Below are 26,623 nucleotides of genomic sequence, written 5' to 3' on the forward strand. Positions count from 1 at the left end.
GTTACCTAGAGGTGCGATATGGAATTCACGGGCAAAGTCGCCGTGGTGACGGGGGCGGGTACCGGCAACGGTGAAGCGATAGCCGAGCGGCTCCATGCAGGTGGGGCGTCGATGGTTCTGGTCAGTCGTCGTCTCGAAACCGTGCAAGCGGTAAGTCAAAGAGTCGATCCGCAAGGCGAGCGGGTGCTGGCGCCGGTTATTCGTACGCCAAGCCGGGGCTGGAAACGATGCCCTGGGGCTGCAAGGAGATGAAGATTGCAGACCCGTTCGGCAACCGGCTCATTTTCACCGATGCCATCAGTACTTGAGCATCCTTTACGTGAGCACCTTTAGAGGAAACCATCATGGACGATGCAACGAAACGCGACCTCATCGAGCGCTATATTACCGCCTACAATAATTTCGACATTGACGGGATGCTGGCCGTACTCGATCCGGGCATCAGCTTCGAGAATTACTCGGGCGATGAACTCACCACCTCGGCCAATGGCATCGACGAGTTTCGTCAGCTTGCCGAACATGCCAAGGGGTTCTTCGCCGAGCGTGTGCAGCGTGTTAGCAGCCTGACCCTCAGTCAGGACGGCGCCACGGCCGAGATCGACTACCATGGCCGTCTGGCCCAGGACATTCCCGGCGGGCCGAAGGCGGGAAGCCTGATCGAGCTGAATGGCGTCTCCGAGTTCACCTTCGGCGCTGGACGGATCATCAAGATCATCGATCGAAGCTGACTAACGGAAAGGCGTGAAGCCATGAAGACACAGTATTACACCGCATCCAGTCTGGATGGCTTTATCGCCACCGAAGACGACTCCCTGGAGTGGCTGTTTCCGTTGGGTGAACTGAACGAATCCAGCTATCCGGATTTCATTGCCGAAGTGGGCGCTTTGGCGATGGGAGCCACCACCTACGAGTGGATCCTGCGCCATGCCGACACCGTAGCAGCCGAGACCGGTTCGCCATGGCCGTACACTCAGCCTACCTGGGTGTTCACCCATCGCGATCTCCCAATTCCGCTAGGAGCGGACGTCCGCTTCGTGCAGGGAGGCGTGTCCCAGGTTCACGAAGAGATGTGCGCAGCCGCGGGTGGCAAGAACCTCTGGGTCGTCGGAGGCGGCGACTTGGCGGGGCAGTTTCACGATGCCGGCCTGCTCGATGAACTCATCGTTCAGGTCGGCTCCGTTACCCTGGGCAGGGGTAGGCCGCTCTTTCCACGTCGCGTGCTGAGCCCGACCCTTCGTCTCGAGTCGGTACGCCAGATGGGAACCGGCATGGTCGAGCTGCGGTATCGGCTTTCCCTTCAGGAGTAAGACCGTCAGGATCAAGAGCAGAGCGGCAAGGAGGAGGTACATTGAAAAAGGTCCTGATGATTACCGGCGGCAGCCGAGGAATCGGCGCGGCAACGGCGCGCCTGGGCGCCGCTAGCGGTTACGCCGTGTGCATCAACTATCGGCATAACGAAGCCGCGGCTCTCGCCGTGGTCGAGGAGGTCGCCCGGGCTGGCGGCGAGGCGATTGCCGTGGCGGGTGATGTCGGCCATGAGCCCGACGTGGCACGGCTATTCGAGCAAGTCGACGAGAAGCTCGGCCCGGTCACGGCGCTGGTCAACAACGCCGGCATTCTGGAAACGCAGATGCGCGTAGAGGAGATGGACGCCGCGCGCCTGCACCGGGTGCTGACGGCTAACGTGATCGGCAGCTTTCTCTGCGCCCGGGAAGCCGTGCGGCGCATGTCGACCCGGCATGGTGGGCAGGGCGGAGCGATCGTCAACGTCTCTTCCATTGCCTCCCGGCTCGGCGCACCCAATGAATACGTCGACTACGCCGCCGCCAAGGGCGCCATCGATAGCTTCACCATCGGCCTGGCCAAGGAGGTCGCGGGCGAGGGCATCCGCGTCAACGCCGTACGCCCGGGCGTGATCTACACCGAGATCCACGCCAGCGGCGGCGAGCCCGATCGCGTCGAGCGGGTGAAAACCTCCGTGCCCATGCAGCGCGGCGGCCAGGCCGAGGAGGTAGCGCGCGCCATCCTTTGGCTGCTTTCGGATGAAGCCTCCTACTCCACCGGGGCGCTGCTGGACGTAACGGGCGGGCGGTAGTCGCCCGCTTAGACATTGCAACGCATGCCGACGCTTGCGTTTCCAAATATTTCCATAGCCGCTTGGTGACAGGAACTCGAGGTAGCATAGCGACAACATGTTCAGTCACTTAGCAGTATTGTTCTCTGCCAAGCAGTACCAGGACGGCCATGCGCCTTAGCCCTTTGTCTATGTTGCTTTTAACGTTACTCAACGTTAATTTGAGTAACGAAAGCTGCTGAGACAGCTCTGACGAAAAGACATAAGTACGCAGGGAACTACCCGGTAACGCGTTTACCGGGTAGACTCTTGTTTGCCTCCAGTCAGTCCCTTCGCATCCTTCAGAATTTCCTCGTATCGATGCTCGCTACCCATTCCAGATAGTGCGTGACGAGCGCGATGGCGATTGGTTCAAGTCGAAGCGAGACGTAAGCACATGCCGTCAAATTTGCTCATCCGCAGCGAAACGCCTGCCGATATTGACGCAATACACGACGTGACCGTCGCAGCCTTCCAGGCGATGCCATATAGCAGCCACACCGAGCAGTACATCATCGAGGAACTGCGCGCCGCCAATGCTTTGGCGGTATCGCTCGTGGCGGAGCGGGATGATCGGCTGGTAGGGCACATTGCCTTCTCCCCGGTGATCGTCTCGGACGGCAGCCAGGGCTGGTACGGGCTGGGACCCGTGTCGGTGCTCCCGGAATACCAGCGCCAGGGGATTGGCAAGGCATTGGTGGAGGAGGGGTTGGCACGCCTGAGAAATATCGGCGCTAAAGGATGCTGCCTCGTTGGCCACCCCGAGTACTATGTCAAGTTCGGGTTTCGCAACATGCCGGAACTTGTCTATGAAGGTGTGCCGCCGGAATATTTCTTCGTGCTGCTGCTAGGCGGTAATGCTCCTCAAGGCACCGTGACCTTTCACGAGGCGTTTCTGACAGAGCGGCCCTCCTGAGCCCGTGGGGCAAGCCCATGTCCGTTAGGCTGGAGCTCATCCATTTTATTGGAGAAACCGCAAGTTGCCGTGTGCGCTTCCCTGGGGCCAGCGCCGCGTGACCATGCCGGGCCGGTGGTTGCCGAAAGGGTCGGGGTGGTGTGGTAGACTGCGCGCCTCGGCCTGCGCCTGCAACACATCCCCACCGGTAGCCCGTCATGGAAATCAAAGTCAATTTTCTCGAAAATCTCAGGCTTGAAGCCAAGTTTGACGATTTCACCGTCATCACCGACCAGCCCATTCGCTACAAGGGCGACGGCTCGGCGCCAAGCCCCTTCGACTACTTCCTGGCGTCCTCCGCGCTGTGCGCGGCCTATTTCGTGCGGGTGTACTGCAAGGCGCGCGACATCCCCACCGAGAACATCCGGCTCTCGCAGAACAACATCGTCGACCCCGAGAACCGCTACAACCAGATCTTCAAGATCCAGGTCGAGCTGCCGGAAGACATCTCCGAGAAGGATCGCGAGGGCATCCTGCGCTCCATCGACCGCTGCACGGTCAAGAAGGTGGTGCAGACCGGCCCCGACTTCCAGATCGAGACGGTGGAGAACCTCGACGAGGACGCCCAGGCGCTCCTGATGGTGCAGCCCGACGAGGAGGCCTACACCTGGATCGAGGGCAAGGACCTGCCGCTGGAGCAGACCATCGCCAACATGTCCGGCATCCTGGCGGAGCTGGGCATGAAGATCGAGATCGCCTCCTGGCGCAACATCGTGCCCCACGTGTGGTCGCTGCACATTCGCGACGCCGCCTCGCCGATGTGCTTCACCAACGGCAAGGGCGCCACCAAGGAGAGCGCGCTGTGCTCGGCGCTGGGCGAGTTCATCGAACGCCTGAGCTGCAACTTCTTCTACAACGACCAGTTCTTCGGCGAGGAGATCGCGAACAGCGCCTTCGTGCACTACCCCAACGAGGAGTGGTTCAAGCCGGGGCCCAACGACGCGCTGCCCGAAGGCATCCTCGACGACTACACCCGCGAGATCTACGACCCCGAGGGCGAGCTGCGCGGCTCGCACCTGATCGACACCAACTCCGGCAAGCGGGAGCGGGGTATCGTCGCCTTGCCCTTCGTGCGCCAGTCGGACGGCGAGACGGTCTACTTCCCCTCCAACCTGATCGAGAACCTCTATCTCAGCAACGGCATGAGCGCCGGCAACACGCTGCAGGAAGCCCAGGTGCAGTGCCTCTCGGAGATCTTCGAGCGGGCGGTGAAGCGCGAGATCCTCGAGCAGGAGCTGGCGCTGCCCGACGTGCCCATGGCAGTGCTCGAGCGCTACCCGGCCATCCTCGAAGGCATCCAGGCGCTGGAGGCCCAGGGCTTCCCGGTGCTGGTCAAGGACGCCTCGCTCGGCGGCCAGTTCCCGGTGATGTGCGTGACCCTGATGAACCCGCGCACCGGCGGCGTGTTTGCCTCCTTCGGCGCCCACCCCAGCTTCGAGGTGGCGCTGGAGCGCAGCCTCACAGAGCTGCTGCAGGGTCGCAGCTTCGAGGGCCTGAACGACTTCCTGCCGCCGACCTTCAACTCCCAGGCCGTCAGTGAGCCGAACAACTTCGTCGAGCACTTCATCGACTCCTCGGGGCTGGTTTCGTGGCGCTTCTTCAGCGCGAAGAGCGATGTCGAGTTCGTCGACTGGGACTTCTCCGGCACCAACGCGGAGGAAGCGGCGACCCTGTTCGGTATTCTGGAAGAGATGGGCAACGAGGTGTACGTGGCCGTGCACGAGGACCTGGGCGCGCCGGTGTGCCGCATCCTGGTGCCAGGCTACTCCGAGGTGTACCCGGTGGACGACCTGATCTGGGATAACACCAACATGGCCCTGGATTACCGCGAGGACATCCTCAACCTCCATGCGCTGAACGACGGCCAGCTGGCCGACCTGCTGGCGCGCCTGGAGGAGAGCCAGCTCGACGAGCACATGGACATCATCACCCTCATCGGCATCGAGTTCGACGAGAATACCGTGTGGGGGCAGCTCACCATTCTCGAGCTGAAGCTGCTGATCCACCTCGCCCTGGGGCAGCACGAAGAGGCGCTGGAGCGGGTCGAGATGTTCCAGCAGTACAACGACAACACCGTGGAGCGCGGGCTGTTCTACCAGGCCATGGCTGCGGTGCTGGAGATCGTGCTCGACGACGAGCTGGAGCTCGACGACTACCGGCACAACCTCACCCGCATGTTCGGCGAAGAGACCATGGCCGCGGTGATCGGTTCGGTGACTGGCGAGGTGCGCTTCCACGGCCTCACGCCCACCAGCATGCAGCTCGAAGGCCTGGAGAAGCACCAGCGGTTGATCGAGAGCTACAAGAAGCTGCACGCCCACCGCGCCAGGCGGGCGGGCGTGGCGCTGTAAGCCGAACGAGCACCAGCTCCGTGCACACAAGCGCCCCGGGTCAGTTCATACTGGCTCGGGGCGCAGCGTTTGGCGCCTCTATCGATAAGAAAAGGAGCCTGCAATGGCCAAGGTGGCAATTTTCGTCGACGTCCAGAACGTCTACTACACGGTGCGGGAGGCGTATCGACGCCATTTCGACTACAACGCGTTCTGGGCAGAGGCCACGGCTGGCAGGGAAGTCGTCACGGCCATTGCCTATGCCATCGACCGGGGCGACCGGAAGCAGCGCGAGTTTCAGGCTATCCTTCGCGCCATAGGATTCGAGGTGAAGCTGAAGCCATTCATCCAGAGAGCGGACGGCACCGCAAAAGGCGATTGGGATGTCGGCATTGCCCTCGATGCCATCGAATACGCCGAGCAGGCGGATGTCATCGTGCTGGTCTCGGGAGACGGCGATTTCGACCTGCTGGTGGACAAGCTCCGTCAAGTGCACGGCAAGAGGGTCGAGGTCTATGGCGTGCCGCAGTTGACGGCAGCTTCGATAAAGCGAGCGGCGACCGAGTTTAAGCCGATCGGGGAAAAGCTTCTGTTGTGACATGACTCTTCGTCCTACGGCGCCACTACAGGAATGTATCGCATGCAGGAGGCAACGTGCCGGAATTGGTAAAAGCGGTTGCAGAGTGGGGAGTGACGATCACCGAGATCGTCGGCATCCTGATTATCGTCGGATTTGCCTTATATGCCCTGGTGGTTGTACCGCTCCTTCGGTTGAAGCATCACCAACCCAATGAGATCTATACCCAGGTCCGTCAACGACTTGGTAGAGGTATCCTGCTTGGCCTGGAATTTCTCGTGGCAGCAGACATCATTCATACCGTGGCGGTGGAGCTGACCTTCGAGACGGTAGGCATACTCGCCATCATAGTGCTGATACGCACCTTCCTCAGCTTCACGTTGGAAGTCGAGCTGTCCGGGCGCTGGCCGTGGCAGAAGAAGGAGTAGGCATGGGCCCGCCACGGCGAACGTCGGCCGAAAGCCTCGTATCTCGGCTGCTCTAAGCTGGCCCTATGCCAGCTTCTCGGTGCATGGACGTTACCTCTAGCCAACAAGAGGCCTCGCATGAACGTATTCAAGACAACAACGTTAACCAAGCCTACCGCCGACGAGCTCCATACCTTGTTCCAGCAGACGACCTGGGCGGCGGACCGCACCCTTGGAGACATCGAAGCGATGATCGCACGCCTCGATGTTTTCGTCTGCATTCGTCAAGAAGGCAAGCTGGTGGGGTTCGCAAGGGCCCTTACTGACGGTGTGTACCGCGCCCATCTCGACGACATCGTGGTCGACGCCCAGGTGCGGGGGGCAGGGCTGGGGCGGTCGCTGGTCGATTCACTTCTGAAGCAGCTCTCCCGCGTAGAGGAGGTATTTCTCAATGCCGGGGAAGAACTGGTGCCATTCTACTCAAGAAGCGGCTTCAAGCTCTTCGAGGGACGAACCATGGTACTTGCCCGATCGCAGTCAAGCGATGCCTGAGCAGCTATCCGGGAGCGTTATCGGCTAGCACCGTCCAGGTATCTTGGTGTCGAATGGCTTGCCGGCCATTCCAGCGAAGGGTACTGGGCAGGGAAGACGGCGAAACCGACATGGACAAAGACTTTGCGGGCTATGCTGGACACCCTTCGGATGGCATTCTTGAAAACCTCAGCATCCAGAACAATGTGCATGAGGGCCATTTGAGTACAGCGAAACACATTCTCGAGCAGCTCGCCGGCTGCTTACTTCCCGACTGGCAACTCGTCGAACCTCTGCTTCGGCGCAAGACGTTACAGCCCGGCGATGCCCTCTTTCGGGACGGCGTCGTCCACCCCTTCGTCTACTTCGTGGAAAGCGGGATCATCAAAATGATCTACGAAACCGATGAAGGCGATGCCTGGGTCAAGGCTTTTGTCGCTGAGAGCAGGTTTTTTGCCAGCCTTGCCGCGCTTTCACCGGGCGGGGTCACCAGCTTCAGCGCCATCGCGGCCTGTCCGGCTGTGGTCGAATCGTTGCCCTATCAGATCCTGGATCAGCTCGCCGACAGGCACCCCCAATGGCAGCGCGCCCTAAGGCGCTCGTTCGAGCTCTATGGCTTTCGCAAGGAATGCCGCGAACGCGACCTGCTGACGCTCTCCGCCGAGGAGCGCTATCGGCGCTTCATCGAGGAATACCCTCACATCGCCGCGCGCCTGGCCGACCGGGACATAGCCGGCTACGTTCGCGTCACCCCGGCGTCTCTTAGTCGAATCAAGGCGCGAATCAGGCAGGCTCATACTCGCGTATGAGCTCGATAGTCATAATTTGCTCTGTTTCCCGGCCTCGCTATGTCAGAGTCATGGCTAGTGAGGCGAGAACCTGCACGGACGCGTCCAGCGATATGCAGAGGCCATGAATCCATGAGTATCGGTGCCGCAGAGTTGAGCGTGGATACCGCCATTTACAAGACGCTGCTGGAGTCTACCCAGGCCATCCCCTGGAAGATCGACTGGCAGACGATGCGCTTCGCCTATGTCGGCCCGCAGATCGAGCGCCTGCTGGGCTGGCCCCAGGGTAGTTGGATCGGTATCGACGACTGGGTCGAGCGCATGCACCCGGAGGACCGCGAGCGGGTCGTCGGCTTCTGTGTGGCCCAGTCCAAGGCGGGAGTCGACCATGAGGCGGATTACCGCGCGCTGAAGGCCGACGGCAGCTACGTGTGGATTCGCGACGTCGTGCACGTGGTACGCAAAGACAACGGTGAAGCGGAAGCGCTGATCGGCTTCATGTTCGACATCAGCGAGCGCAAGAAGAATGAGGAGAAACTGCTGCGGCTCCAGCGTGAGTTGGAGGAGCTCTCCTATCAGGATGGCCTGACCGGTGTCGCCAACCGGCGCCTGCTCGACTCCATACTGGAGTCGGAGTGGGCGAGTGCTCGGCGCTCCGGCCAGCCTCTATCGTTCATCATGCTCGATATCGACTGCTTCAAGCAGTACAACGATCACTACGGTCATCTCGCCGGCGACGACTGCCTGCGCCGCGTGGCGCAGATACTGGGCTCGTCGGCCGTGCGGCCGCGCGACCTGCTGGCGCGCTTCGGCGGCGAGGAGTTCGCCCTCGTGCTGCCCGAGACGGACCAGGAAGCCGCCTGTCAGGTGGCGGAGCGCTGTCGAGCCGCCCTCAGTGACGAGGCCATTCCTCATCGCGCTTCCGATGTCTCTCACCTCGTCACCGTCAGCATGGGAGTGGCCACCGCTAATCCAGCGGATGGCGGTGGTCAGGCCTCGCTGATCGAAAAGGCGGATAGGCTGCTTTACCGGGCCAAGCAGGGTGGGCGCGATTGTATCGTTGCGGAGGGAAAGCTGTAGGGGCAGCTACCGTCCGGCAGAAGTGCCTCGATGCAGGCCCCTCGCGAGGGGCCTGCTGGGATCAGTCAGCATCGGCAACCGTAGGATACGGATTATCCGGCATAAGCGTGCGCGGTAGTGCAGGACGCCGTGTGTCTTCCTTGGGGCCGTAGTACTCGGCAAGGTAATCGAGGATGGTTTCCTCGGTCTCGGCTTCGAACTCCCATAGCCCCTGGGTATCCTGCATCCAGCGGATCAGACTCTCCCAATGGTTGCGGGTCCCGCTGTTCTGAGTCACCAGGTTGGCCGAATGGCAGGCGGTGCAGTTGTTGCGCACCGTCTCCCATCCTTCGGCTTTTATCAGACCGGTATCTGAATCGGTTTCTTGAGCCGGCGCGGCAATCGAGAAGCAGAAGATGGCGGCACCAAGGGGCGTGATGACAAGCCTGTTTGAGCGCTTCATGGATACCCCCCTAGGTAACCTGAACCGCTATGCGGTGGCAGGCATTGTTGAGGTAGCCCTTGGGATTCCATCCCGGTACCACCATGGGCTGAGATCTCCCTTCCGAATCGGTGGCTTTGGCCCAGACCTCATAGTAGCCGGGTTCCGGAAACCCCACCGTGGCGATCCAACGCTGCCAGGCCAGTCGATTGGGAGGCGGCTGCAGGTCAGCCTTCTGCCAGGTGGTGCCGAAATCGATGGAGACATGGACTTCCTCTACCGAAAGGTCGCCTGCCCAGGCATGGCCACGTACCGTCAACGATTCGCCAAGAGCATGCTCGATACCCGAGCGAGGGTACGTCACCAGCGACTTCACCGGCATCGATTCGATGGTTTCGAAGTCCTCGTCGGGCACCACGCTGCCCGGAGCCACCGGATATTTGGGCATACTGTAGGAAGGCGGCGCCATCTTGGCACCATCATGCTTCTGGTTGCGAACCACGATCCGCTTTAACCATTTGCCGGAAACGGAGCCTGGCCAGCCGGCGCAGACGAGCCGCAGGGGATATCCGTTCAAGTGGGGGATATCCTCATCGTTCATTGCCCAGGCGATCAGCGACTCGTCTTCGAGCGCCTTCTCCATGGGCACGCCGCGCGAGATCGCTTCCTTGTTGGGATCGCCACTGGCATGACGGTCGGTGCCGTAGTAGCCGATGTAGACGGCGTCATCCTTGATCCCACAGGCTTCCAATACATCGCGCAGGCGTACGCCTGTGAACGTCGGGCAGGCCACCGCGCCGGTCGTCCACTGGTTGCCGCTGGCCGAGGGTACGTACTCGCTGCGGCCATTGCCGCCGCACTCCACTTGTAACTGCAGGGTGTGGTGTTCGAAGCGCTCCTTGAGGTCGGCGATGGTGAAAGTTTGCGGGTTCTCGCAGGACTCGCCGGCAATCTCCAGCTCCCAAGTGTCGGCATCGATGCTTTCCAACTCGGGGGGAATGCCGTTGTTGCGCACGAACATGTGCTTCGCCGGCGTGATGTCGTCATCGAGCAGGTGGGCCGGGGTCTCTGCATTGATGGGGCGATCATTGAGTACAGTCAGGCCCTCCTTGCCCTCGAGCGTGAAGGGCTCGTCACTCTGTGCCAACGCGGCTGGGATCAGCCCACCGGGCATGCGGTCGGCAAACGGAATGGAGCCACCCACGGCAGTGGCCATGGCCAGCAGGCTAGAGCGCTTTAGAAAACCACGGCGAGTCAGTGGATCGACTTCGCGGCCCCACAGCAGGCGATCTGCCGCTTCGGGATCTTCTGCGTAAAGCGCGTGGATGCCTCGGGTTCGGTTATTGGTAGGAAGTTTCGTCATGGCGCTGCTCCAGGCAGGCCTTGGCGCCGAGCTCCCTTGTGCGCCGTGCCGGAATTGTCGTTGTCGTGATGGAGTTGTCCTTTACTCCTCGTCTTTCGTTATTCCAGATTAGCAGTAAACTCTGGAAGCAACTGGCAAGTCGCACTTAACTTGATGTTCGTCATGATGGCCCTTCGGGAATTCGCACTACGCTTCGATGACCACACGTCACAACCCATGACAGGCTGTCACCCAGGAGGTGGGCGATGCGGCTGTCCCCGACCCTGCCAGATTATGCTGCTGTACGGGCGTCGTTTAACTGGAGCGATGCCCGTGCACAGCTCAACGGAATGCCTGCTGGGATCAACATTTCCCACGCGGCTCTCGACCGCCACCTCGGTACGCCCACTGCAAACCAGACGGCGATCCGATTTTTGCCCCGCGAGGGCGACCCCGTCGATATCAGCTATCGTGAGCTGGCGGCGCGGGCCAACCGCTTTGCCAACCTGCTGGCCACGCTGGGCCTGCAACCGGGTGACGGCGTCTACTGCCTGGCCCATCGCATCCCTGACCTCTACGCCGCCGCCCTGGGCACACTGAAGCACGGTGGCGTTTTCACCCCTTTGTTTTCTGCCTTTGGGCCGGAGCCGATTCGCTCACGGGTGGAGATCGGTGCGCCGGTGGCCATCGTCACCACCGAGCGACTCTATCGTCGCAAGCTTGCCGACTGGATCCACAAGATGCCCTCCGTGAAGCATGTATTGCTGATTGGTGGGGTGGGGGAGGCGCCGCGGGGAACCCTGGATGTCGACGATGTCCTTCGCGACCAGTCGGCGGAATACGCGACCCGGGCCATGAACCCCGAAGACCCGGCGCTGTTGCACTTCACCAGCGGCACCACGGGGCGGCCCAAGGGCGCCATTCATGTGCATGAGGCGGTAGTGGCCCATCACATCACAGGCCAGTACGCTCTGGACCTGCATCCAGGTGATATCTACTGGTGCACCGCCGATCCCGGCTGGGTCACCGGCACCTCCTACGGCATCATCGCGCCGCTCACCAATGGCGTGACGATGGTGGTGGACGAAGAGGAATTCGATGCCGAGCGCTGGTACCGCATCCTCCAGGACCAGAAGGTAGCGGTCTGGTACACCGCGCCCACGGCCATCCGCATGTTGATGAAGCTAGGGCCGGAGCTGGCACGTCGCTACGATCTATCGAATCTACGCTTCCTCGCCAGCGTGGGCGAGCCGCTGAATCCAGAAGCGGTGTACTGGGGCAGGGCAACGCTGGGGCTGCCCTTCCACGACAACTGGTGGCAGACGGAGACCGGCGGGATCATGATCGCCAACTTCGCCAGCATGGCGATCAAGCCTGGCTCCATGGGGCGCCCCGTGCCCGGTATCGAAGCCGGTGTGGCAAGGCGCACCAGCGCCGGTATCGAACTGATCGAGGAGCCGGACGAGACCGGCGAGCTGGTCCTCAAGACTCCTTGGCCCTCGATGTTTCGCGGGTATCTGCATGAAGAGGCGCGCTACCGCCAGTGTTTCGCCGGCGCCTGGTACCTCACCGGCGATCTGGCCCGCCGCGACGCGGAGGGCTACTTCTGGTTCATCGGCCGCGCCGACGACGTGATCAAATCCTCGGGGCACCTGATCGGCCCCTTCGAGGTAGAGAGCGTGTTGATGGAACACCCAGCAGTGGCCGAGGCAGGCGTGATCGGCATCCCCGACGAGATCGCAGGCGAGACGGTCAAGGCCTTCGTGTCGCTCAAGCCCGGCCATGAACCCGGCGAGGCACTGCGCAAGGAGATCCTTGGTTTGGCACGCAAGCGTCTCGGGCCGGCCGTGGCACCCCGTCAAGTCGAGTTCCGCGATAGCCTGCCCAGCACGCGCAGCGGCAAGATCATGCGACGCTTGCTACGGGCCCAGGAGCTGGGGCTGCCGGAGGGCGATACATCAACGCTGGAAGGAGCCCGGGAATGAGTACGCCTTCGATCGATAAGCCGCGGCTGTCCCGGTCGCATCTGCTCGACCTGCTGCGCCAGATGCTGCGCATTCGCCGTTTCGAGGAGCGTTGCGTGGAGCTCTACACGCAGGAAAAGATCCGCGGCTTCCTGCACGTCTATATCGGCGAGGAGGCCGTGGGCACGGGGGTCATGTACGGACTGAAACCCGACGATGCGGTGGTCTCCACCTATCGTGAGCATGGCCACGCGCTACTCAACCGCATTCCCATGGATCGGGTGATGGCCGAAATGTACGGCAAGCAGGCCGGCTGCAGCAGGGGGCGAGGAGGCTCCATGCACCTGTTCGACGCCGCCGCCCGTTTCTTCGGTGGTAATGCCATCGTCGGCGGCGGCCTGCCGCTTGCCGTCGGCCTGGCCCTGGCGGACAAGCTCGCCGGGCGTAGCCGGGTCACTGTCTGCTTCTTCGGCGACGGCGCCGCGGCGGAAGGTACCTTCCATGAGGGCCTCAACCTGGCGGCCCTGTGGAAGCTGCCGGTGCTTTTCGTCTGCGAGAACAACCTGTACGCCATGGGCACGGCACTGCGTTACTCCCATGCCCAGACGGAGCTTCACCGCAAAGCCGAGGCCCTGGGAGTGCCTGCTGAGTATGTCGATGGCATGGATATCGCCCGGGTGGAGGCCGCCAGTGCCCGGATGCTGGAGTCAATCCGTGCCGGTGAGGGACCGCGTTTCCTAGAGTGCCGCACCTATCGTTTTCGCGCCCACTCGATGTTCGACCCGGAACTCTATCGCGACAAGGCCGAGGTGGAGGAGTGGAAAAAGCGCGATCCCATACTGCGCCTGTCACAGTGGATGCAGCAATCGGGGATGTTGCACGAGGGCGAGCTCGAGGCAATGGAAGGCGTGATCAGTGAAGAAGTGGAGCAGGCCGTTGCCTATGCCGAGGCAGCGGAATGGGAGCCGGAGGCCAGCCGGTTCGAACACGTCTATCGGCAAGCGAGCGCTGCACCGATAGCGCCGCCTGCCGTCGAGCCTGAGCCTGTGGAAGTCAGTTATCGCGAGGCTTTCCGGCTCGGCCTGATCGAAGCGCTTGAGCACAACCCGCGAGTATTCCTGATGGGAGAGGACATCGGCCACTACGGCGGCTGCTACGCGGTCAGCCGCGGCCTGCTGGAGCGCTTCGGTCCCGAGCGCATCCGCGATACGCCGCTGTCGGAGAACGGCTTCACTGGCGCCGGCATCGGCGCGGCGCTTGGCGGGGCGCGGCCCATCGTCGAGATCATGACGGTGAACTTCAGCTTGCTGGCCATGGACCAGATCGTCAACGCTGCTGCCACCCTGCTGCACATGTCCGGCGGCGAGTTCAATGTACCTCTGGTGATCCGCATGGCCACAGGAGCCGGCCGCCAGGTGGCCGCCCAGCACTCCCACAGCCTGGAGCACTGGTACGCCCATGTACCGGGTCTCAAGGTACTGGCCCCCGGCTGCCTGGAGGATGCTCGCTACATGCTCTGGGCGGCACTGCAGGATCCCAACCCGGTGCTGATCTTCGAGCACGTGATGCTCTATAACCGTGAAGGGCGGCTGGACCCCTGCCCGCAGGGCGTGGACATCGAGCGTGCCGCCATCCGCCGAGCGGGTCGTGACCTCAGCCTGATCACCTACGGCGGCAGCCTGCCCAAGACCCTGGAGGCAGCCGGCGTCCTGGCCGAGGAGGGTATCGAGGCCGAGGTGGTGGACCTGCGCGTGCTGCGCCCGCTGGACACGGCGACGCTGATCGAGTCGGTCAGTCGCACCCATCGCGCCGTGATCGTCGACGAAGGCTGGAAGACCGGTAGCCTGGCAGGCGAGATCGCCGCTATCCTCGCGGAGCAGGCCTTCTGGGCACTGGATGCTCCCATTGAACGGGTCTGCACCGACGAGATCCCCATACCCTACCCGCGACATCTCGAGAAAGCAGCGCTGCCCCAGGTGGCGGGCATCCTGGCCGCGGCTCGCAAGGTCATGGGGGCCACGCCGTGAGCGATTTCCTGATGCCGTCGATGGGGGCCGACATGGAGGCGGGCACCCTGGTCGAATGGTTGGTGTCACCGGGCGACCGTGTGGAGAAAGGGCAGGTCATCGCCGTGGTGGAGACTGCCAAGGGAGCTATCGATGTGGAAGTGTTCGAGAGCGGCGTGGTCGAAGAGTGCTATGTGGAGCCGGATACCAGGGTGCCGGTAGGTACGCCCCTGGCTCGCATCGGTAGCAGCGAACGAGTGGTTGCCGGGCGGCCCGGCTCCTTGCTGGAGCCAGCCGTCTTGGCCGAAACCGTTTCCGCGGAAGCGACATCCGCCGGGCCGGTAGCAGAGCCTTCTCAATTTCGGGAGTCGCCTCCGGCACCAAGCCCTCAGCCGGAAACCGACAGGGTAGCGGCCTCACCTGCCGCGAGGCGACGGGCGCGTGAACTTGGCCTGGAGCTTGGCAATATCAACGGCAGCGGCCCGGGTGGTGCCGTTGTGTTGCGTGATCTTGCCCAGGCTGCCGATGACAAGCCCAGGCATGAGCATCGGCGCAGCGGTGCCTTCGACCGCGACGAGATGCGCCAGGCCATTGCCGCGTCCATGAGTCGCTCCAAGCGCGAGATACCTCATTACTACCTCGCCACGACGCTCGACTTGCACGCTGCCGAGCACTGGCTGGCGGAGTACAACCGAGAACAGCCGCCCGAGGCCCGCCTGTTGTTGGCTGCGCTGTTCATGAAGGCAACCGCCCGGGCATTGTCGCGCTACCCGGATCTCAACGGTCATTACGACGAACAAGGCTTCCACCCAGCCGAGCGTGTCCACCTCGGCATGGCCATTCATTTACGGGGCGGAGGACTTATCGCTCCGGCGCTGCGGGATGCCGAAGCGCAGGATCTGCCAGCACTGATGAGCCGCTTGCAGGACCTGGTGCAGCGTGCCCGCAGCGGTGGACTACGCGCCTCCGAACTCAGCAGTGCCACGGCCACCGTCACGGCGTTGGGGGAGCGAGGAGTGGATACCGTGTACGGGGTCATCCATCCGCCTCAGGTAGCGATGGTCGGCTTCGGTTCCGTACGCAGGCGTCCGCTGGCGGTGGGAGACATGCTGGCGATTCGACCGGCAGTGGATGTCAGCCTGGCCGCCGATCATCGTGTCTGCGATGGCCACCTCGGCGCGCGATTTCTCAACGAAATCGATGCTCAACTGCAACATCCGGAGGCGCTGTGAACAGAGAAGAATTGCGTACCATCGTGCTCGAGGAGCTTTCCGCCATTGCGCCGGATATCGATATCGACCACTTCGATGACCGTGCCCGGCTGCGTGACGAATACGATCTCGATTCCATGGATGCCCTCAACCTGCTAACCGCTGTACACCAGCGTCTGGGCGTCAACATCCCAGAGAGTGATTACGCACGGATGCAGAACCTCCAAGCGCTGCTGGATTATCTGGAAACGCGAGTCGAAAACTGTTGAACTCCACTCTTGGGCAGCTCTCAAGTTTGCGACTCCTTCGTGAAAAGGGTATAGGTGCTGCATCGACAAGCAGGACCTTGTGCAGCTATGCCTATGCAAAATCTCCAGCTCAACTGGTTGAAAACCTTCGAGGCGGTGGGTCGGCACCTGAGCTTCTCACAAGCCGCTCAAGAGCTGAACATGAGCCAATCGGCTGTCAGCCAACAGATCAAGCTGCTTGAGAACAAGCTGGGTCGGCGTCTTTTCGAGAGGCGGACACGCGCCATCCAGCTGACCGTAGCGGGACGTGCCTATCTGGGCGTGGTGCGGGAAGGGCTTGGGCACATCGAAAAAGGGCTAAACAGTATCTTCGATTCCGAAGCTCAGGGGACGCTGGAACTCAGCGTCAACAACACCTTCGCTCAGTTCTGGCTGGCACCTCGGCTGGAGAGGTTTGCCAAACTCTACCCTCATATCACGGTACGCATCTATGGCATGAACTGGGAGGCGGAATCACCCCCAAGCAGCGCCGAACTGGAAATCCGTTATGGTTCAGGCAATTGGCCTTCATATCAGGCCAAGTGCCTGCTGTCGAGAGAGATACGTCCTTATTGCTCGTTAACCCTGGCCAATCACTTGCGCGATACCGGTAACCTGCTCGAGCTGCCTCTGATCGATGTTCTTGGCACTCCCAACGGCTGGAAAGACTGGCTCACGCGACACTTGCCAGAATCCACCGCGAGTGGCCAGCTTTTCTACGTCGATAGCTATACCATAGCCGCCAGCCTGGCGATCGAGAACGTAGGCGTCTGCTTGCTCAATGACGAGCTGGTCCAAGGCTCGTATTTGCACAAGTTTCTCATGTCGCCATTCCGAGAGGGCATGGAATGCCAGGCAAGCTATTTCCTCATCAAATTGCATGAAAGGCCGCTTTCCGGCGTTGCCCAGGCATTCCACGACTGGCTGCTGAAGGAGCTCGGCTAGCGCACGGGTCGCATCAACGCTTTACTCGCTGCATATCGGGATCGTAGAACGCACGCAGGCTTGCCTCGACCTTGTACCGATGCATGGCGATTTCTATTTCGTATTCTCCGCTCTCGATCCATTGTTTTGTGATGCCAGCGGGGTTTTCGACATAGCCCATGGCAATATTGGCACCAACGTAATGACCAAACATACCCGAGGTGGTGCGGCCTACAATTGAGCCATTGCGGTAGATCGGCTCTTCATGGAAGTTGGTGGCTTTCGGATCGAGAAATCGGAACAATACCATCCGCTTCGTCACACCCTCCTCTTTCTGTCGGAGTAGTGCTTCGCAACCAATGAAGCCATCCGGCTTGTCGAAATCCGAAGCGAAGGATAGCCCCGCTTCAAGCGGCGTGTCTTCCTCAGTGACGTCATGACCGTAATGTCGATAGCCTTTCTCGATGCGCAACGAGTTGAGTGCATGGTAGCCGCATAGCTTGAGATCGAAGGGTTTACCGGCCGCCATGATCCGGTCGAAGACATCCGGCGCAAATTCGGTGGGAATATACAACTCCCAGCCCAATTCACCGACATAGGTGATGCGCGAAGCACGCACCCGGGCATAGCCCAGCTCGATTTCGCGCGACGTGCCGAAAGGGAAGCCTTCGTTGGTGAGATCCTCATCGGTCAAACTTTGCAGTAGCTCGCGCGAAGCAGGGCCCATCACACCGAGCACGGCCATCGATGAGGTCATGTCGGTCACCACGACCCTTGCTTCCTCGGGGGTGTTTCGCTGCAGCCAGTCGAGATCACGTGTCTGGGTCGGCGCACCGGAGACGACTAGAAAAGCCTCCTGCGTGAGTCGAGTGACAGTAAGGTCGGCTTCGATGCCGCCACGCTCGTTGAGCCATTGGGTATAGACGATGCGCCCCGGGCTCACGTCTATGTTGTTGCTGCAGATACGGTTGAGCAGCGTTACCGCGTCGCGGCCCTGCACCAGCAGCTTGGTAAAGGAGCTCTGATCGAACAGTCCGACTTTCTCGCGCACGGCCATATGCTCCGCCGCTGACCAATCGAACCAGTTCTGCTTGCCCCAGCTGTACCGATATTCCGCTTTTTCACCCTCGGGAGCGAAAAAATTGGCCCGCTCCCATCCTGCCACTTCGCCGAAGCACGCGTTGGCCGCTGCCAGTCGGTCATGCAGGATGCTTTTTCGTACATTGCGTGCCGTTTCGAACTGGCGGAATGGCCAATGCATGGCATACAGCAGGCCCAGCCCCTCGGTGGTCCTGTCATAGAGATAGGTGGCATTTCCCTGGAAGGGCAAGTTGCGACGTATATCCACGTCCCACAGATCCATCGGGGCGTGTCCCTTGCTGATCCATTCGGCAAGTACTTTGCCGGCGCCTCCTGCAGACTGAATGCCGACCGAATTGAACCCGGCGGCGACGAAATAGTTGCGCAGCTCCGGAGCTTCACCAAGGTGGTATCGGTCATCCGGAGTGAAGCTCTCGGGGCCGTTGAAGATGACCTGGAGGCCGGTCTTGGCGAGGGCGGGCACGCGTCGTATGGCGGCCTCAAGGTAAGGTTCCAGGTGGTCGAGGTCCGGCGGTAGCTCATCGAAACTGAAATGCTCGGGGATACCCTCGTGTCCCCACGGCTTGGCATTTGGCTCGAAGGTACCAATCAGCAACTTGCCGGCATCGGTCTTGAAATAGTTGCAGTTGTCGAGATCCCTTAGGGTAGGCAGTTGGGTCGCCAAGTCAGGCATCGCTTCGGTGACGACATAGTAATGCTCGGCGGCATGAAGCGGGATATTGACTCCTGTCTTCCTGCCGAGGTGGCGAGCCCACATGCCGGCACAATTGACGATGTATTCCGCTTCGATGTCACCCAACTGGGTGACCACGCCGGTGGCCGTGCCATGCTTGGCCTTGATCTCGAGGACTTTGGTATTCTCGTAGATTCTGGCTCCTCCCATGCGCGCCCCCTTGGCCAAGGCCTGGGTCACATCGACCGGATTAACGATACCGTCGAGTGGGAGGTAGATGCCCCCGACGATATCGTCGGTATTCATCAACGGCCACAGCTCACTCGCCCTTTGCGAATCCACGACCTCGCAAGGGAAACCGCATAACTTGGCCATCGAGGCACCGCGCTTGAGTTCGGTGAAACGCTCCTGGTGAGTGGCCACGCTCAATGAGCCGTTGCGCACAAAACCAGTGTCCTGTTGGGTTTCATCGCGCAAGCGTTCATACAGGTCGGCACTGTAGCGGGCCAGCATGCTCATCCGGTAAGTGGCTCTCAGGGTCGGCACCAGTCCGGCGGCATGCCAGGTCGTCCCACAGGTCAGTGAGTTGCGCTCCAGCAAGACGACGTCGCGGATTCCCTGCTTGGTCAGGTGATAGGCCACACTGCAGCCTATCACCCCACCGCCAACGATCACGACGCGGGCCGAGCTCGGCACTGTCTGGCTCATGGTCAGTCTCCCGGGGTTATTGTCCTTTTGTTCCGATGCTAGGGAGCGAGCCAGGCGGAAGCCAACGATTTTTCTTTGGGTGATTAATAAGCTGAGCTTATTCGTTTGACTTGCCAACCTTGCCGTCGAGCAGGCAATGTAAGCGTGGCGATGCGCATCACAGCAGCCCCTGGATTAGTTCGTTACCACCAATATTGAAAGGTTGCCTCGCGAGCTGAGGCATTCTCTGAAAATTTAATAGACGATCAGTTTATTAAGAGGTGCTTTATGCGAAGTGACATGCAGGGATGCGCCGGACTCGCCCGGCGCTTGAGTGCCCCTCAAAAGTCAGCGAAGAGCTGATCCCTACACCTTGCTCACGATCAGCGCCGCATTCACCCCGCCGAAGCCGAAGCCGTTGCACAGTACGTGCTGGGTCGCGTGCTGGCGCGCCTCACCCGAGACGATGTCCAGGTCGTGAAGGTCCTCGTCGCGGTGCTCCAGGTTCAGGGTCGGGGGCAGGCGGTCGTGCATGGCGGACAGAATGGAGAAGATGCTCTCCACGCCCCCGGCGGCACCCAGCAGGTGGCCGGTCGAGGCTTTGGTGGCGGAGATCGGGATGTCGCCGAGGGCGTCACCGAAGGCGTTGCGCAGGGCGGCGATCTCGGCGCGGTCGCCGACCGGCGTCGAGGTGGCGTGGGCGTTGATATGGTCGATATCGGTGGGCGTCATGCCCGCCATTCGCAGCGCCGCGCGAATGGCCGCCGCGGCACCGCTACCGTCTTCCGGGCCGGCGGTGATGTGATGGGCATCGGCGCTGGTGCCGTAGCCGCTGAGGATGGCCAGCGGCGTGGCGCCGCGTGCCTCGGCGTGGGCCAGGGTTTCGATCACCAGCAGCCCCGCGCCTTCTCCCATCACGAAGCCGTTGCGCGCCTGGTCGAAGGGGCGCGAGGCCCGGGCGGGGTCGTCCTGCTCGGTCGAGAGCGCCTTCATGGCGTGGAAGCTGGCCAGCGACAGCGGGTCGATGCAGGCCTCGGCACCGCCCACCAGGGCCACCTCGGCCTCGCCGCTGCGGATCATGCGCATGCCGTCGCCGATGGCCTGCACGCCGGCCGCACAGGCGGTGACCGGGCAGCCGATCGGCCCGCGCAAGCCGTAGCGGATCGAGACGTTGCCCGCCGCCAGGTTGGCCAGGAAGGCCGGCACGGTGAAAGGGGAGAGCCGGCGGTAGCCGCGCGTGGAGAGGGTATTCTGCGCCTGGGTGATGGTGGGGAAGCCGCCGATGCCTGAGCCGACGATGGTGGCCGTGGCCAGCCGGTCTGCGTCGCTTTCGGGGAACCAGTTGGCCTGGCGCAGCGCTTCCTCGGCGGCGGCCATGGCGTAGAGGCTGAACAGCTCCATCTTGCGACGCTCCTTGGCGTCGACCACGCGATCCGGATCGAGGCCGGCCTGGGGGTCGTCCTCGATGCCCGGCACTGAGCCTGCCACCTTGATGGGCAGCTCGCCGGTGTCGAATCGGCTGATCATGGAGAGGCCGGAACGGCCGGCCAGCAGGCGCTCCCAGCCTGCCTTGACGCCGCAACCAAGCGGGCTGATCATGCCCATGCCGGTGATGACGAGCGGTGATTGCATGGTAATTTCCTGAACAGCTTGGGGTTGTGCCACGCTAGCAGTCAGGTTGATATGATCAACATAATATTCAGCGTAGGAGTGTGAGATCGCCATGCCCTACTCGACGAACCACAAGGCCAAGTCGCGTGAGCGCATTCTCAAGTCGGCCATCGAGCTGTTCAGCCGAAAGGGCTTCGAGAAGGTCTCCATCGGCCAGATCATGAAGCTGGCCAAGATGACCCATGGCGCCTTCTATGCGCACTTCGCCTCGAAGGAAGCGCTCTATCACGCCTCGGTGCGCGAAACCCTGGAGAGCAGCCGCGCGGCCCGGTTGGTCAAGGGGCCCCTCTCAGTGAAGCACCTGACGGAGCTGGTCGCCAACTGCTGGAACCTGCAGGAACTGGAGCGCAAGCGCAAGCCGGGTCCCGAGTCGGTGCTGTTCAACGAGATCGGCAACGAGAACGCCGAGATCCGTACGCTCTTCGAGGCCTCCTACCTGCGCATGAAGAAGATGCTGGAGACCCGGCTCATCGCCTTGAGCCGCCTGAAGAAACTGCCCTTCGAGCCCGACCGCGAGATCATCGCCGACAAGTCCCGCGTGATTCTCGCCTCCCTGGTCGGTGCCGTGGCCATCGCCAAGAGCCTGCCCAGCGAGCAGGAGCGCCAGCGTATCCTCGACGCCGCCCAGCGCAACATCCTGCAGATGCTCGGCGTCGACGAGAGCGAACTGGACGGCATGACGGGAGCTGCGGGGCAGGGCGGCGTTTGAGCGTACTCGATCGGCCCTGAAGTCCGGAGCGGCGTGCCCGTCCGGGGTCGTCAGGTCATCCAGTGCACCGGCGCGCGCGGGTCGGGTTCGTAGGCGAAATAGCTGCCGGTGCGGATCGTTCGCGCCAGGTGCTCGCCGAGGCTCGGGTGATGTTGCGAGATGCGCTTGAGGGCGTAGCGCAGCGAGCGGGTGGCGCTGGTGCGAGCGCGTTCCAGGCCGTCACCGACGGCTCTGGCCCGGCCGTTCAGGCCGACGCCGCGACGAAGCTCATCGATCAGGAACTGACGATCGGCACGCGCCAACTCGGCGCGGTGGAAGTCGTTGTTTGCCTCGGCCTCGGCAATGTCCTCTTCGGTCTCGGCGAGCCGCTGTCGGTAGGCCTCACGCGCCTTCGAGTCGAACACTTCCAGCCCCGCCTGGCCCAAGCCGGAATGGGCATCGCGCCTGGGGCCATCCACAGTGTCACCGACAGGGAGTGAGCCACGCTCCACTGCCACCAGGTCGAGCACGTGGAATTCCCGGCCGGGCTCCGTCAGCAGGCGTTCCAGGTAGTGCATGCCCTTCAGATCCTTCAGGTACACGGTAAGACCGTCGAACGTCACCGTGCGCATGTCCCCCTCGCAACGGAAGACACACTGCTCGGGCTCGGCCGCTTGCCGCGACGCGGTGACCGGCAGGTGCTCGCGGGCCAGTTTCGCCCAGGGCAGGGCATGGAGGGTCTCGAAGGCTCGACACGCCGCCTCGAGCTCCCGTTCGGCCGTCTTCTCGTCGCCCGCCGTGCGGTGCGCCGCCGCGAGCTCGACGCGCAGTTGCGCTGCCTCGAACGGCATTCGCAGCGAGACCCACTCCATGACGGCCTCGCTGAGAAGCCGTATCGCATCGCTCGCCTGACCGTCGTACAACGCCAGGCGCCCCTGCGCGGCGAGCGCCGAGTTCTGCAGCGTGCGGCTGCGGTACGTCCGGGCGATCTCCGCGAGGTCGGCTGCGGCGGTGCGAGCCGTGTCGCCGTCTCCGGCCGCCAGCGCAATGACCACCTGGGCATCGCGCAAGGGAGCCCGCTGCAGGCCTCCCGAAGGCGGGCGCTCCTTCGACGGCACGTCGAATGGATGGTCGAGGGCGCCGTTGATCATGGACAGCGCTTCGTCGGCCCGACCCTGGGCCAATCGCAACAGCGCCAGGCCCGGCTGAGGCAGCCAGGCGTTTTGATGCGCCGCGAGAAACGCCTCCTCGGCACCGGCGAAGTCACCCTTGCGCAGCCGCACGTTGCCGAGTTCGGTCAACGGCCAGCCGTACTCCCGCCGCATCCACGGGCGCAGCTCCTCGCAGGCCAGCAGCGCCTCCTGCTCGGCGGCGTCGCATGGCCCGCGCAGGCGCATGATCTCCGCGCGGTGCACCCGGCAGCGCCCGTTGAGCCCACCGAACGCCGCCCCATGACGCCAGCGTTCCATCGCCTCGGTCCACTCCTCGGCGCGGTCGTGCTGGCCGATCCACTGCATGGCGCAGATGACCTCGCACCACATCTGCCCCGTGGTGAGGGGGTCGAGATGGCCGGAGCTCAGCTCCACGGCAACGTCGTCCAGCGCACTCAGCCCTTCGTCGAGGTCGCCGTCATGGATGCGGACCCGCGCCATGGCCACCCGCCCGATGATCGACGGCGGTGCCAGGCCGTGCCGTTGGCCTTCGTCCATGGCCCGTTGCGCCCACTGCGCCGTGCCCGGCATGTCACCGCACATCAGGCGCTCATAGGTGCGCACCGCGGCGAGCCACGCCCAGGCGGGATTGTCCGGCGCGTCTTGCACCAGGCGTTCCGCCCGCGACAGCCACGCGCGTACCGTGGCCATCAAACCCGTGTCCATCATCAGGTACATGCCGACCATGACGGCGGCGAAGGCAGCCTCATGGAGACGGTCCGCTTCCAGGTGCAGGTGGTAGAGCTCGCCATAGGCGGCCAGCGTACCTTCCAGGTCGCCGGTGCCGTAAGCCGCCTGGGCTCGTAGCGCCAGCAGCTCGGCTGAAGGGGGCATCGAAAGCCCGTCGAGCAGTTGCTGGGCCAGGGCGAAGTCGCCGGCGTCGAGGGCGGTGCGAATCGACGACAGGTCCGCTTTCGTCATCGCTCAATTGCCTTTTGTTGCGGTTGTAACAAGGAATGTTACGCCCTTTATGTAGGTGCCACGGCACCGAACCGAAACCGCATCCAAGAAAGGAGCATCTCGCCATGAACGAAACCCTTTATCACAGACTCGGCGGTCGCGACGGTATTGACAAGCTCTGCGACCGCATCGTCGAACTCCACCTGCAGAACGACGTCGCCGGCCCACGCTACCAGGCCCTCGACCAGGAGGCGCTGGAGCGGGCCCGCATCAAGGTCAAGGAGTTCATCGCGGCCGGTACCGGCGGGCCGGTGGAGTACACCGGGCGCTCGATGCTCGAGACCCACGCCGGGATGAACGTCAGCGCGGCCGAATACGTGGCCGTGATGGACGACATCATGCAGGCGATGAACGAGATGGAGTATCCGCGACCGGTCTGCGACGAAGTGCTGGGCATCGCCTATTCGCTCAAGGGAGAGATCATCCACCGATGAGCGAGGTCATGCCGCTCGGCCATCCCCAGCCGCGGTCGGTTGCTTCGGCCGTCGGGCCGGGTGTCCTATTCTCCCGATGCCGGTATCGGCCAGCTTGGCGTCGGTCGATACCGGTCTGTGCAACATCGCCATGAAGGGCCAAGTCTTCGCCTAACCTGTAGCTGATGTGCTGAGCGACACCGGAAAGGGCGACGGTAACGTATACGCTACCGCGACATTTCAACTGCACTCGTTCGGCCTGGACAGGAGGAGAGCATGATGCCACGCGACAAGGCCAAGCCAGCGGCAGAAGCGAAACCGAAGCTGCTTTCGGGAGGCAACCCGCAGATCCCCAAGGGTGACGGCGACGGCCCCGTACAGGCCTACATCGCCGCCATGCCGGAGTGGAAGCAGGACGTCGGGCGCCGGCTCGACGAGCTCATCGTGCGTACGCTGCCCGAGGTGCGCAAGGCCGTGAGGTGGAACTCGCCCTTCTATGGCATCGGGGGCCAGGGCTGGTTTCTCACCTTTCACTGCTTCACCAGGTACATCAAGGTGGCGTTTCTCAACGGCGCCTCGCTGGAGCCACCCCCGCCTGTCGCCTCCAAGGACCCCAACACGCGCTACCTGCACATCCACCAGGATGAGCCGATCGACGAAGCCCAACTGGAAGAGTGGCTTCGCCAGGCAGCCCGGCTGCCCGGGGAGCGTATGTTCTAGCGAGCGACCGGGCCAATGTCACCTGGATCTCAAAGAAAGCTGAATGAATGTCGTCTAGCCGAGTAAGCTGGTGGTGATCTGCTCCCGCTTAATGCCAGGCCTCAGGAGGGTGTCGACATGCATGCGCAACAGGCAAGAGATCTAGCCAGTTACAACCGGTGGATGAACGAGCGTCTCTACGCCGTGTGCGCCGAGCTTTCGGAGGCCGAGCGGCATGAAGATCGTGGAGTCTTCTTCAAGTCCGTGCATGGTACCCTGAACCACCTGCTGCTGGCGGACAAGATCTGGCTGGCGCGATTCACCGGGAAAGCATTTCACGTCAGCGGCCTGGACCAAGAGCTTCACCCTGCATTCGATGCGCTGAGAGATGACCGGAAAGCCACCGATGAAGAGATCGTGCGGTGGGCCGAATCGCTCACGGAAGACAAGCTTTCAGCCACGCTGGCGTATACGAGTATCAGCAACCCCGAGCCTCGCTCCCTCGAGATGTGGTTTGCGGTCACGCACTTCTTCAATCACCAGACCCATCATCGGGGCCAGCTGACGGCGTTGCTGAGCCAATGCGGCAAGGACTATGGCGTGACGGATTTGATCGCGCTACCGCAGGTGGCACTGCGCCATGCAACCTGATCTGGAAGCCAGATGGAGAATTTTGCGTCCTTCTGCCGCCTGATCCGTCTCCTGTTGTGAAGGCCTCGCAAAGGGCGAGGCATCTATCCAGGAGGAACATGCCATGCTGAAGAAGATGCCATCAGCCGTATCGTCAGAATCGAGCCGCACGGCTCCTGCGGTCGAGAGCGCGCGCCCCGCGGCAGAGGCGGCCGGGCAGGGCATCGCATCGCATTCATGCTGCGACCCAAGCGAACAGGCCACCTGCTGCCAGCCACAGGCCAAGGCCAAGGCCAAGTGCTGCGGCCCAACCACGGAGGAGGATTCATGCGGGTGTCGTTGAGCGCGAACGACGAACAGGCCCAACGCCTGCTGTGGCAGACGTTTCGCAGCGAACTCCTGCGCTTCGTGAGCAGACGGCTGGCGGACGAGGGCGTGGCAGAGGACGTCGTGCATGACGTCCTCATCAAGGCCTTCGCACACCGCGATGAGCTGAGAGACGGCTCCCGGCTGCGCGCCTGGCTCTACCAGATCACGCGCAATGCGCTGGTGGATCACTATCGGGCACACAAACCGCTGGAACCGTTGCCGGCGGAGCTGGAGGAACAGGCGGAGGCAGATGAGCGAGTGGAAGCGGAACTGGCGCTGTGCCTGCGCCCGCTCATGGGCAAGCTGCCGGAAAAGTACCGCGAAGCGCTGCTCTCCACCTTGGAGAGCGGCTTGAGCCAGAAACAGTACGCATCCCAGGCGGGGCTGTCGATCTCCGGCGCCAAGTCCCGCGTGCAGCGCGGTCGCACCATGCTGCACGATGCGCTGGTGGAGTGCTGTCGGGTCGAAATGAACCAGCGCGGAGAGGTGTTGAACTACGACCTCGATGAACGCTGCCAATGTCACTAGCACAAGGCCGCGTTGGCATTAGTCCGGAAATGGCGATCCGGCTCTCTATCGCGTTTG

Annotated in this window: 25 protein-coding genes and 2 pseudogenes; 22 read left to right on the top strand and 5 right to left on the bottom strand. The window is 62.4% G+C overall.

Annotation, left to right across the window (positions count from 1 at the left end):
- Positions 1-18: 18 nt before the first annotated feature.
- From I4484_RS08870 to I4484_RS08920, 12 genes and pseudogenes are all read left to right on the top strand, one after another.
- Positions 19-177 (top strand): annotated as a pseudogene (locus I4484_RS08870) (SDR family NAD(P)-dependent oxidoreductase); the annotation flags it as partial.
- A 20-nt stretch (positions 178-197) separates the two neighbouring features.
- A pseudogene (locus I4484_RS20900) lies at positions 198-308 on the top strand (glyoxalase superfamily protein); the annotation flags it as partial.
- Positions 309-344: 36 nt separating this feature from the next.
- Positions 345-728, top strand: coding sequence for a nuclear transport factor 2 family protein (locus I4484_RS08875; RefSeq protein ID WP_197450588.1), 384 nt, complete (start codon positions 345-347; stop codon positions 726-728).
- A 21-nt stretch (positions 729-749) separates the two neighbouring features.
- Positions 750-1,307 carry a dihydrofolate reductase family protein gene (locus I4484_RS08880; protein ID WP_197450589.1) on the top strand — a complete coding sequence of 186 codons (558 nt, stop codon included), beginning with the start codon at positions 750-752 and terminating at the stop codon, positions 1,305-1,307.
- A gap of 41 nt (positions 1,308-1,348) precedes the next feature.
- Positions 1,349-2,095: an SDR family oxidoreductase gene (locus I4484_RS08885; RefSeq protein WP_197450590.1), complete on the top strand. Its 747-nt coding sequence runs from the start codon at positions 1,349-1,351 to the stop codon at positions 2,093-2,095.
- Positions 2,096-2,510: 415 nt separating this feature from the next.
- Positions 2,511-3,029 (top strand): GNAT family N-acetyltransferase, encoded by a 519-nt coding sequence (locus I4484_RS08890; RefSeq protein WP_197450591.1) that lies wholly within the window; start codon positions 2,511-2,513, stop codon positions 3,027-3,029.
- A 197-nt stretch (positions 3,030-3,226) separates the two neighbouring features.
- Positions 3,227-5,419, top strand: coding sequence for an OsmC domain/YcaO domain-containing protein (locus I4484_RS08895; RefSeq protein ID WP_197450592.1), 2,193 nt, complete (start codon positions 3,227-3,229; stop codon positions 5,417-5,419).
- Between the two features lie 103 nt (positions 5,420-5,522).
- Positions 5,523-5,996, top strand: a complete 474-nt coding sequence (locus I4484_RS08900; RefSeq protein WP_197450593.1) for an NYN domain-containing protein — start codon at positions 5,523-5,525, stop codon at positions 5,994-5,996.
- Between the two features lie 56 nt (positions 5,997-6,052).
- The gene (locus I4484_RS08905) at positions 6,053-6,403 is read left to right on the top strand and encodes a DUF1622 domain-containing protein (protein ID WP_197450594.1); all 351 of its coding nucleotides are present in this window, start codon (positions 6,053-6,055) and stop codon (positions 6,401-6,403) included.
- A 117-nt stretch (positions 6,404-6,520) separates the two neighbouring features.
- A complete protein-coding gene (locus I4484_RS08910; RefSeq protein ID WP_197450595.1) occupies positions 6,521-6,934 on the top strand; it encodes a GNAT family N-acetyltransferase in 414 nt (137 codons plus the stop codon).
- Between the two features lie 110 nt (positions 6,935-7,044).
- Positions 7,045-7,722 (top strand): Crp/Fnr family transcriptional regulator, encoded by a 678-nt coding sequence (locus tag I4484_RS08915; RefSeq protein WP_197450596.1) that lies wholly within the window; start codon positions 7,045-7,047, stop codon positions 7,720-7,722.
- Between the two features lie 111 nt (positions 7,723-7,833).
- Positions 7,834-8,781, top strand: a complete 948-nt coding sequence (locus I4484_RS08920; RefSeq protein ID WP_197450597.1) for a sensor domain-containing diguanylate cyclase — start codon at positions 7,834-7,836, stop codon at positions 8,779-8,781.
- A gap of 61 nt (positions 8,782-8,842) precedes the next feature.
- On the opposite strand, the gene I4484_RS08925 is transcribed toward I4484_RS08920, so the two are convergent.
- Positions 8,843-9,223, bottom strand: a complete 381-nt coding sequence (locus I4484_RS08925; protein ID WP_197450598.1) for a hypothetical protein — start codon at positions 9,221-9,223, stop codon at positions 8,843-8,845.
- 10 nt (positions 9,224-9,233) lie between these two features.
- Positions 9,234-10,565 carry a sulfite oxidase gene (locus I4484_RS08930; RefSeq protein WP_197450599.1) on the bottom strand — a complete coding sequence of 444 codons (1,332 nt, stop codon included), beginning with the start codon at positions 10,563-10,565 and terminating at the stop codon, positions 9,234-9,236.
- A 245-nt stretch (positions 10,566-10,810) separates the two neighbouring features.
- Here I4484_RS08930 and acsA point away from each other — a divergent pair, with 245 nt between their 5' ends.
- The 5 genes from acsA to I4484_RS08955 all read left to right on the top strand — a co-directional run bounded on the left by acsA (position 10,811) and on the right by I4484_RS08955 (position 16,957).
- The gene (acsA, locus tag I4484_RS08935) at positions 10,811-12,529 is read left to right on the top strand and encodes an acetate--CoA ligase (protein ID WP_197450600.1); all 1,719 of its coding nucleotides are present in this window, start codon (positions 10,811-10,813) and stop codon (positions 12,527-12,529) included.
- A complete protein-coding gene (gene pdhA, locus I4484_RS20905; protein ID WP_234283507.1) occupies positions 12,526-14,535 on the top strand; it encodes a pyruvate dehydrogenase (acetyl-transferring) E1 component subunit alpha in 2,010 nt (669 codons plus the stop codon). The genes acsA and pdhA overlap by 4 nt, the downstream gene beginning before the upstream one ends.
- Positions 14,532-15,746 carry a dihydrolipoamide acetyltransferase family protein gene (locus I4484_RS08945; protein ID WP_197450601.1) on the top strand — a complete coding sequence of 405 codons (1,215 nt, stop codon included), beginning with the start codon at positions 14,532-14,534 and terminating at the stop codon, positions 15,744-15,746. Before pdhA ends, I4484_RS08945 begins: the two co-directional genes overlap by 4 nt.
- A complete protein-coding gene (locus tag I4484_RS08950) occupies positions 15,743-15,994 on the top strand; it encodes an acyl carrier protein (protein ID WP_197450602.1) in 252 nt (83 codons plus the stop codon). The genes I4484_RS08945 and I4484_RS08950 overlap by 4 nt, the downstream gene beginning before the upstream one ends.
- Positions 15,995-16,081: 87 nt before the next feature.
- Positions 16,082-16,957 (top strand): LysR family transcriptional regulator, encoded by an 876-nt coding sequence (locus I4484_RS08955; RefSeq protein WP_217626099.1) that lies wholly within the window; start codon positions 16,082-16,084, stop codon positions 16,955-16,957.
- A gap of 13 nt (positions 16,958-16,970) precedes the next feature.
- On the opposite strand, the gene I4484_RS08960 is transcribed toward I4484_RS08955, so the two are convergent.
- Both I4484_RS08960 and fabF read right to left on the bottom strand, forming a co-directional pair.
- The gene (locus tag I4484_RS08960; protein ID WP_197450604.1) at positions 16,971-19,418 is read right to left on the bottom strand and encodes an FAD-dependent oxidoreductase; all 2,448 of its coding nucleotides are present in this window, start codon (positions 19,416-19,418) and stop codon (positions 16,971-16,973) included.
- A gap of 345 nt (positions 19,419-19,763) precedes the next feature.
- Positions 19,764-21,029 carry a beta-ketoacyl-ACP synthase II gene (gene fabF, locus I4484_RS08965; RefSeq protein ID WP_197450605.1) on the bottom strand — a complete coding sequence of 422 codons (1,266 nt, stop codon included), beginning with the start codon at positions 21,027-21,029 and terminating at the stop codon, positions 19,764-19,766.
- Between the two features lie 91 nt (positions 21,030-21,120).
- Between fabF and I4484_RS08970 the strand changes: the two genes are divergently transcribed.
- The gene (locus tag I4484_RS08970; RefSeq protein WP_197450606.1) at positions 21,121-21,777 is read left to right on the top strand and encodes a TetR/AcrR family transcriptional regulator; all 657 of its coding nucleotides are present in this window, start codon (positions 21,121-21,123) and stop codon (positions 21,775-21,777) included.
- Between the two features lie 50 nt (positions 21,778-21,827).
- Here the strand turns inward: I4484_RS08970 and I4484_RS08975 are convergent, their stop codons facing one another.
- Positions 21,828-23,888 carry a hypothetical protein gene (locus I4484_RS08975; protein ID WP_197450607.1) on the bottom strand — a complete coding sequence of 687 codons (2,061 nt, stop codon included), beginning with the start codon at positions 23,886-23,888 and terminating at the stop codon, positions 21,828-21,830.
- A 104-nt stretch (positions 23,889-23,992) separates the two neighbouring features.
- Here I4484_RS08975 and I4484_RS08980 point away from each other — a divergent pair, with 104 nt between their 5' ends.
- From I4484_RS08980 to sigZ, 4 genes are all read left to right on the top strand, one after another.
- Complete coding sequence (locus I4484_RS08980; RefSeq protein ID WP_197450608.1) at positions 23,993-24,361, top strand: truncated hemoglobin; 369 nt, start codon at positions 23,993-23,995, stop codon at positions 24,359-24,361.
- A 255-nt stretch (positions 24,362-24,616) separates the two neighbouring features.
- Entirely contained in the window at positions 24,617-25,060 is a 444-nt protein-coding gene (locus tag I4484_RS08985) for a DUF1801 domain-containing protein (RefSeq protein WP_197450609.1), read from the top strand.
- Positions 25,061-25,177: 117 nt separating this feature from the next.
- Positions 25,178-25,690, top strand: coding sequence for a DinB family protein (locus tag I4484_RS08990; protein WP_197450610.1), 513 nt, complete (start codon positions 25,178-25,180; stop codon positions 25,688-25,690).
- Between the two features lie 306 nt (positions 25,691-25,996).
- Positions 25,997-26,566, top strand: coding sequence for an RNA polymerase sigma factor SigZ (gene sigZ / locus I4484_RS08995; protein WP_197450611.1), 570 nt, complete (start codon positions 25,997-25,999; stop codon positions 26,564-26,566).
- The last annotated feature ends 57 nt before the right edge of the window (positions 26,567-26,623 follow it).

The organism is Halomonas sp. SS10-MC5 (assembly GCF_015992245.1).
GTDB lineage: Bacteria > Pseudomonadota > Gammaproteobacteria > Pseudomonadales > Halomonadaceae > Halomonas > Halomonas sulfidoxydans.

Bases quoted from the DNA above. Each gene is read 5' to 3' on its own strand.
- I4484_RS08875 (WP_197450588.1), top strand. From the start codon at position 345: ATGGACGATGCAACGAAACGCGACCTCATCGAGCGCTATATTACCGCC.
- I4484_RS08880 (WP_197450589.1), top strand. From the start codon at position 750: ATGAAGACACAGTATTACACCGCATCCAGTCTGGATGGCTTTATCGCC.
- I4484_RS08890 (WP_197450591.1), top strand. From the start codon at position 2,511: ATGCCGTCAAATTTGCTCATCCGCAGCGAAACGCCTGCCGATATTGAC.
- I4484_RS08895 (WP_197450592.1), top strand. From the start codon at position 3,227: ATGGAAATCAAAGTCAATTTTCTCGAAAATCTCAGGCTTGAAGCCAAG.
- I4484_RS08900 (WP_197450593.1), top strand. From the start codon at position 5,523: ATGGCCAAGGTGGCAATTTTCGTCGACGTCCAGAACGTCTACTACACG.
- I4484_RS08910 (WP_197450595.1), top strand. From the start codon at position 6,521: ATGAACGTATTCAAGACAACAACGTTAACCAAGCCTACCGCCGACGAG.
- I4484_RS08915 (WP_197450596.1), top strand. From the start codon at position 7,045: ATGGACAAAGACTTTGCGGGCTATGCTGGACACCCTTCGGATGGCATT.
- I4484_RS08920 (WP_197450597.1), top strand. From the start codon at position 7,834: ATGAGTATCGGTGCCGCAGAGTTGAGCGTGGATACCGCCATTTACAAG.
- I4484_RS08925 (WP_197450598.1), bottom strand. From the start codon at position 9,223: ATGAAGCGCTCAAACAGGCTTGTCATCACGCCCCTTGGTGCCGCCATC.
- I4484_RS08930 (WP_197450599.1), bottom strand. From the start codon at position 10,565: ATGACGAAACTTCCTACCAATAACCGAACCCGAGGCATCCACGCGCTT.
- acsA (WP_197450600.1), top strand. From the start codon at position 10,811: ATGCGGCTGTCCCCGACCCTGCCAGATTATGCTGCTGTACGGGCGTCG.
- pdhA (WP_234283507.1), top strand. From the start codon at position 12,526: ATGAGTACGCCTTCGATCGATAAGCCGCGGCTGTCCCGGTCGCATCTG.
- I4484_RS08955 (WP_217626099.1), top strand. From the start codon at position 16,082: ATGCCTATGCAAAATCTCCAGCTCAACTGGTTGAAAACCTTCGAGGCG.
- I4484_RS08960 (WP_197450604.1), bottom strand. From the start codon at position 19,418: ATGAGCCAGACAGTGCCGAGCTCGGCCCGCGTCGTGATCGTTGGCGGT.
- fabF (WP_197450605.1), bottom strand. From the start codon at position 21,029: ATGCAATCACCGCTCGTCATCACCGGCATGGGCATGATCAGCCCGCTT.
- I4484_RS08970 (WP_197450606.1), top strand. From the start codon at position 21,121: ATGCCCTACTCGACGAACCACAAGGCCAAGTCGCGTGAGCGCATTCTC.
- I4484_RS08975 (WP_197450607.1), bottom strand. From the start codon at position 23,888: ATGACGAAAGCGGACCTGTCGTCGATTCGCACCGCCCTCGACGCCGGC.
- I4484_RS08980 (WP_197450608.1), top strand. From the start codon at position 23,993: ATGAACGAAACCCTTTATCACAGACTCGGCGGTCGCGACGGTATTGAC.
- I4484_RS08985 (WP_197450609.1), top strand. From the start codon at position 24,617: ATGATGCCACGCGACAAGGCCAAGCCAGCGGCAGAAGCGAAACCGAAG.
- I4484_RS08990 (WP_197450610.1), top strand. From the start codon at position 25,178: ATGCATGCGCAACAGGCAAGAGATCTAGCCAGTTACAACCGGTGGATG.
- sigZ (WP_197450611.1), top strand. From the start codon at position 25,997: ATGCGGGTGTCGTTGAGCGCGAACGACGAACAGGCCCAACGCCTGCTG.